The organism is Streptomyces sp. NPDC012769 (assembly GCF_042901205.1).
GTDB lineage: Bacteria > Actinomycetota > Actinomycetes > Streptomycetales > Streptomycetaceae > Streptomyces.
Map to the genome: position 1 here is coordinate 22,930 of NZ_JBIBCP010000005.1, position 6,113 is coordinate 29,042.

The 6,113-nt window shown below is 72.7% G+C and carries 5 protein-coding genes, 2 tRNA genes and 1 pseudogene; 1 reads left to right on the forward strand and 7 read right to left on the reverse strand.

Features of this window, described 5'->3' with window-relative positions:
* Positions 1 to 83 precede the first annotated feature (83 nt).
* The 4 genes from ACFY7C_RS25200 to ACFY7C_RS25215 all read right to left on the reverse strand — a co-directional run bounded on the left by ACFY7C_RS25200 (position 84) and on the right by ACFY7C_RS25215 (position 3,164).
* Positions 84 to 1,166, reverse strand: coding sequence for a PP2C family protein-serine/threonine phosphatase (locus ACFY7C_RS25200; protein WP_389654534.1), 1,083 nt, complete (start codon positions 1,164 to 1,166; stop codon positions 84 to 86).
* A gap of 510 nt (positions 1,167 to 1,676) precedes the next feature.
* Positions 1,677 to 2,417, reverse strand: a complete 741-nt coding sequence (locus ACFY7C_RS25205) for a MerR family transcriptional regulator (protein ID WP_389654536.1) — start codon at positions 2,415 to 2,417, stop codon at positions 1,677 to 1,679.
* A 116-nt stretch (positions 2,418 to 2,533) separates the two neighbouring features.
* Positions 2,534 to 2,607: transfer RNA gene (locus tag ACFY7C_RS25210), tRNA-Met, on the reverse strand.
* A gap of 62 nt (positions 2,608 to 2,669) precedes the next feature.
* The gene (locus ACFY7C_RS25215) at positions 2,670 to 3,164 is read right to left on the reverse strand and encodes a rhodanese-like domain-containing protein (protein ID WP_389654538.1); all 495 of its coding nucleotides are present in this window, start codon (positions 3,162 to 3,164) and stop codon (positions 2,670 to 2,672) included.
* Between the two features lie 210 nt (positions 3,165 to 3,374).
* Here ACFY7C_RS25215 and sigJ point away from each other — a divergent pair, with 210 nt between their 5' ends.
* Positions 3,375 to 4,268, forward strand: coding sequence for an RNA polymerase sigma factor SigJ (sigJ, locus tag ACFY7C_RS25220; protein WP_389654540.1), 894 nt, complete (start codon positions 3,375 to 3,377; stop codon positions 4,266 to 4,268).
* 71 nt (positions 4,269 to 4,339) lie between these two features.
* Here the strand turns inward: sigJ and ACFY7C_RS25225 are convergent, their stop codons facing one another.
* The 3 genes and pseudogenes from ACFY7C_RS25225 to ACFY7C_RS25235 form a co-directional block, all read right to left on the reverse strand.
* Positions 4,340 to 5,527, reverse strand: a complete 1,188-nt coding sequence (locus tag ACFY7C_RS25225; RefSeq protein ID WP_389654542.1) for an amidinotransferase — start codon at positions 5,525 to 5,527, stop codon at positions 4,340 to 4,342.
* A 142-nt stretch (positions 5,528 to 5,669) separates the two neighbouring features.
* Positions 5,670 to 5,742 (reverse strand) — tRNA-Lys (locus tag ACFY7C_RS25230).
* A 135-nt stretch (positions 5,743 to 5,877) separates the two neighbouring features.
* Positions 5,878 to 6,113 (reverse strand): annotated as a pseudogene (locus ACFY7C_RS25235) (RNA helicase); the annotation flags it as partial.

Genomic DNA, 6,113 nt, shown 5'->3' on the forward strand with positions numbered 1-6,113 from the left:
CCTTCAGAAGGGTGTCAGGACCAAACGCTCAAACTGACGTTACGTCAATTGTTATCGGAGTGACACCCTGCCACTACGCCCCGTCACACCCGGGGTCCGCCGCCCGGCGGCACCACCGGCATGGTCCGCCGCCGCTCCGGCTGCCCCGCCGCCGGACGGCTCACCGCGAGCAGCGCCATGTCGTCCGTGGTGCCCCCGCCCGAGTGCCGCCGCACGTCCGCCACCAACGCGTCCAGCAACTCCTCGGGCCCCGGGAAGATCCGCCCCGAGAGCCGCTCCCGCGGGTCGTAGAAGACCCCCTCCGCGTCCCGCGCCTCCGACAGACCGTCCGTGTAGAACAGCAGCGTCGCACCCGGCGGGTACGGCGACTCCTCGGCCCGGTCCGGCCACACCGCCAGGTCCCCCATCCCCAGCGGCAGCGCGGCCTCGCTCGGCCGCAGCACCTCCACACCGCCGTCCGCCCGCAGCAGCAGCGGCTCCGGATGGCCACGGTTGACCACCCGCACCACCCGATCGCCGCCCGGGATCTCCGCGAGCACCGCGGTGGTGAACCCCTCGAACGCGTCGAGCCCGTCGCGCCGCGTGCCCTCCCGGGCCAGCGCCCGCTCGAGCCGCGCCGCCACCCCCTCCAGCGTCGCCTCCTGCTCGGCCGCCTCGCGGAAGGCGCCGATCACCACGGCCACCGCCTCGACCGCGCCGAGGCCCTTCCCCCGCACGTCGCCGACCACCAGCCGCACCCCGTGCGGGGTGTCCTGCACCGCGAACAGGTCGCCGCCGATGAACGCGTCCGCCTGCGCCGCCTCGTAACGGGCGGCGATCTGCAGCCCCCCGATCCGCTCGGCCGGCGTGGGCAGCACCGCCTTCTGCGCCGTCTCCGCGATCACCCGCGCCGAGGCCAGCCGCTCCCCGCTCCGCCGCACCACCCGGCTGATCAGCACCGCCAGCGCCGACACCGTGGCGACCGTCAGCGTCTCCGTCAGCGTGGGGATCTGCGCCACCGTCCCGTTGTAGACGTGCAGACCGACGCTCGCGAGGACGGCGGCGATGCCCGTGAGCAGCGTCGTGAGCGTGGAGAAGAAGGGGGCCGCGATCAGCGGCGCGGCCGAGAACATCGGCGCCGCCGTGTACTGGGCCGGGGTCGACGCGTCGAAGACGACCCCGCCCATGATGACCAGCGGAGGGAGCGCGCGCAGAAAACGCCGTGCGCCACGGTACGGGCCGTACGGCGGCCGGGCGGACGCGCCGCGGGCCGCACCCGGGGGGCCCGAGGACGTACCGGCGGACGGCCCGGAGGCCGAGCCGGAGGAAGAGCCGGAGCCCGGACCGGAGGACGGACCGGAGCCGGCACCGGAGGACGGACCGGGGCGGCGGGCACCCGAAGGGCCCCGCCCGCGCCGCGCCGCTGCTCGCGCCACCTGTGCTCTCCCGCCTGGACGTGCCCGGCCGCGGACGGACCCGCGCCCTGTCCAGGGTGCCGTCAGGCGGAGCGGCTCGGCGACTCCTCCTCGGCCGGTTGGCGTACCGGCGGCGGCTCGGCCGGCCGGCCGCCCCGGGCCGGCAGCGCCATCACCCCCGCGCGGCCGAGGCCGGCCCCGCGCTCAGCCCCCGGCAAAGGGGCCGGCGCGGTTTCGGCCACCGTTCACTTCGGACTCCGCACGGAGCCCGGGAGCCCGGAGCTACAGGTTCCGCTCGGCGAAGACCGCCATCGCGTCCCGGACGAGGACGGCGGTGCCCTCCCCGTACCGGTCGTAGTTCCGGGTGAACCGCGGGTCGTCCACGTACATCCGGCCGAGACCGATGAAGTACTCCTTCGTCGGCGTCGTCGTGGTCGACAGCCACGCGTGGTGCCGTCGGGTGATCGCCTGCACCTCCTCGCTGTCGGGCGCGAGGCCCTTCGCGGCGGCCGCGGCGAAGTCGCGGGCGATGCCGTTCTGCTCGTCCATGAACGCCTTCTTCTCGGCGTCGCCGAGCGAGCGCCACCAGCGGTCGCCCCGCTCGTACGCCTCGCGGCCCCAGCGCTCGGTGACCTCGGCCTCGTACCGCGTGTGGTCGAAGCCGTCGAACATCTCCTCCGCCATCAGTTCCTCTCCTCTCTCGGTCTTGTGGAGAGTGGTGCGTACGGCCTCGATCTGCCGCCCGATGCGCTCGCGCTCCCGCTCGAGGAGGGCCAGATGCGTGCGCAGGGCGGCCGAGGTGTCCCGCTGGCCTTCGAGGACCTCGGCGATGGCGGGCAGGGAGAGCCCGAGCTCGCGCAGCAGCAGGATCCGCTGCAGCCGCATGAGTGCCGCCTGGTCGTAGTACCGGTAACCGTTCGCGCCGATCCGGCTCGGCTCCAGCAGCCCCAGGTCGCCGTAGTGGCGGAGGGTGCGGCTGGTGGTGCCGGCCTTTCTGGCGATCTCCTGGATCGACCACTCCATGCCGACCACGCTAGAACTTGACGTTACGTAAAGGTCAAACCGGAAATCGGGTCACGTGGTCCGCACACGACGAAGGCCCGGATCGTGAGAACGATCCGGGCCTTCGTGCTACTGAGTAGCGGGGACAGGATTTGAACCTGCGACCTCTGGGTTATGAGCCCAGCGAGCTACCGAGCTGCTCCACCCCGCGTCGGTGAATATGACCTTACGGCATGGTCGCCCGAAACCGAAATCGGTTTCCCCGGCAGCCGGTCAGCAGCCGCAGTCCTCCGCGTCGACCGGCGCCGTCAGCGGGTCCGCGTCCTTCTGCTCGGCGCCTTCCCAGGTCTCGTAACCGAAGCCCTCGCGCACCCAGTACTCGAAGCCGCCCAGCATCTCCTTCACCTGGAAGCCCAGCTCGGCGAGGGCGAGCGCGGCGCGCGTGGCGCCGTTGCAGCCGGGGCCCCAGCAGTACGTGACGACCGGGACGCTCTTGTCGAGGAGCTGCTCGGCCTGCTCGGGGATGAGCGCGGTCGGCAGGTGCACGGCCCCCGGCACGTGGCCCTGGTCCCAGGACGCGGTGGAGCGGGAGTCGATCACGACGAAGCCGGGGTCGCCGCCCGTGGCGCGGGCCTCGGCGAGGGCGGAGGCGACGTCGGACACGTCGGCGTGGAAGGCGAGGCTCGCGGAGAAGTAGGCCGCGGCGGCGGCCGGGGAGGCCGGGGGCGTACGGAGAACGGGATTGACCTGGTTCGCTGTCGTCGTCATGGTGATCAATCTAGGGAAGATGATCACCACGCTGAAGTGGCGATCCACGGCGGTCGGGGGGATCGGCCGGGGATTGCCGGGCGTTCAAGGCGGCCCGGCGGGGATCTCACGTACCGGAACGGAGAGGGCGGGAAAAGCCCCCTGTCGTCACATCCGTGTCCCGCCGTCCGTCATCACCATGTGACCGGACCCGAAGGGGAAGAGGCAACGATGGAGAACGAGCGCATGACGGGCCTCACGCCGCAGCTCCTGGCGGAGCGTTTCGAGGCCGACCGCGGCCATCTGCGCGCGGTCGCCTACCGCATGCTCGGTTCGCTCGGCGAGGCCGAGGACGCCGTCCAGGAGGCCTGGTTCAGGCTGAACCGCTCCGACGTGGCCGAGGTGCGCAACCTCAGCGGCTGGCTGACCACCGTCGTCGGCCGGGTCTGCCTCGACATGCTCCGCACCCGCACCTCCCGCCGCGAGGACCCGCTCGAGTACTACGTCCCCGACCCGGTCGTACGGGAGGAGGGCACCGCCGACCCCGAGAAGGAGGCGCTGCTCGCGGACTCCGTCGGCCTCGCGCTGCTCGTCGTCCTGGAGACCCTCGCCCCGGCGGAGCGGCTGGCCTTCGTCCTGCACGACATGTTCTCCGTCTCCTTCGACGAGATCGCCCCCCTCGTCGAGCGCACCCCCGCCGCCACCCGTCAGCTCGCCAGCCGCGCCCGCCGCCGCGTCAAGGACGCCGCCCCGACACCCGAGCCCGACACCACCCGGCAGCGCAAGGTCGTCGACGCCTTCCTGGCCGCCTCCCAGGCCGGCGACTTCGAGGGGCTGCTCACCGTCCTGGCCCCCGACGTCGTCCTCCGCGTCGACGGCGGCGACCTCACCGCGGCCGCCTCCAAGCTGGTCCGCGGCGCCGAGGCGGTCACCGCCCAGGCCCTCACCTTCGCCAGGTACCGCCACGAAGCCCGCCGCGTCACGGTCAACGGCGCCGCCGGCCTGGTCTCCCTCGCCCACGGCTCCCCGGTCGGCCTCATGGCCTTCACGATCGTCGACGACCGCATCGTCGAGATCGACATCGTCGCGGACCCGGACCGCCTTGCGGCCCTGGGAGTGCGCTGACGACGACCGGCTCAGGGGCCCGCGTTCCGGCATCCGGGCCATCGGCCGCCGGGCCGCGGGCGGCCCCGAGGTCACGCCGTGGCGGAGTCGAGGGTGCCGCGGCGGCGGACGTCGAGGGTGGCGCAGTGGAAGGAGCCGCCGAAGGGGGCGTAGTGGAGAAGGTCGCAGGGGATCGGGTCGAACCCCCAGGTCTCGAGGGCGCGGAGCATGCCGGTGTGGTGGCGGTCGGCGATCACGCGTTCGCCGTCGATGACCAGGACGTTCATGCTGAGCCACTTGCCGCAGATCGACGTGAACTTGAGCAGGCGCTCGCTGATCGGGTCGGGTTCGGGCGCGATCAGGATGTCCCATGAGTCCAGGACGGGGGGCAGCCGGTCGACGTCGACGTACTCCGGGTTGACCAGGGCCCGGCCGGGGGCGAGCGGGAGGAAGGTCGTGTCGATGTGCATGGGGGTGTGGCAGCGGCTCTCGATCTCGTGGATGCGGTAGCCGGGGCCGAGATGCCGGCGCAGCCACTCGATGCCCATGCGGTTGGTGACGTTGCTCGGCGTCACGAAGAGATCGCGGCCGGCCCGTACGAAGTCCGCCGCGTCGAACACCGGCTCGAACTCGGTCACGATGCGGCGGACGGGCTCGCCGTCCCGCGCGGGCCGGAAGTCCGGCTCGTACAGCGCGTCCGTCAACTGCGGCTTGGGCGCCGCCGTCCAGCGCGCCCCGCGCCGGAAGTAGTCCTTGAGGACCGTGCGGTAGGAGTGGGTCTCGAAGTAGCGGCAGGGCCACGCCATCGGCGTCTCGATGATCTCGTCACCGATCACCAGCAGGCTGTCGCGCGGGCAGGAGTTGGCGAAGCCTCGGGAGGTCCAGTCGGGGGTGGCGTAGGGCCGCCTGTGGTCGACCGGGTCCGGCCGCCGGACGGTGATGCCGAGGGACTCCAGGAGTTCGACGAACCCGTCGAGCTCCTGCTGGGCCGGCTCGACCAGTCGGCGCGGATAGCGGAAGGGCGCGGCCGCGGCCAGCCCGTGCATGCGGGCCGCCCAGGGCGGCATGGTGACCGAGACGGCGGCGTCGTGGGGCGGGATGGTCGCGCCGTCGAGGCGGCCGACGATGACCTCCTCCAGCGGATCCCATTCGTTGTGGGAGTTCACCGGCGAGACGAGCGGCGCGGCGGCGGCCGGAGCAGGTGGGGGGTCGTGCCGTTCCTCGGTGCGCCGTTCCCGGGTGGTCTGGACGCCGTCTGCGCGGCGGACGGACAAAGCCATAGCGATGCCTCCAGGGGGGCGGTGTCCCTGCCTCCAGGGGGCGGATGTCCCGTTCCCCCGCCGCCAAACCTGGGCGCCCACGGGGAGCCCCCGAACGCGAAGGCGCCCCGCCCGGTGGGACCGGGCGGGGCGCCTCGTGCGGTAGGCCGTGTGGGACTCGAACCCACAACCAATGGATTAAAAGTCCACTGCTCTGCCAATTGAGCTAACGGCCCGTGGACAAGCACACCCGAGCAGCATAGCCCGATACCTCCTCCAAACCGATCGGGTATCGGCTCTGCCGCGCGCGGTGCCGCAAAGGGCAGGGCCCCTGCCCGCACTCTCGTGCGGGCAGGGGCCCTGTCGGCGTGTCAGCCGTTGCGCTTCCAGCGCGGCTTGTCGTCGCGGCGGAAGCCACCGCGGTCGTCGCGGCGGTCGCGGTTGAACGACGGGCGGTCGTCACGACGGTCGCGGTTGAACGAGGGACGCTCGTCGCGGCGGTCGCGGTTGAACGGACGGTCGCTGCCACGGTGGCCGCCGGTGGGGCGGTCGTCGCGGCGGTCGCGGTTGAAGGTCGGGCGGTCGTCGCGGCGGAAGCCACCACGGT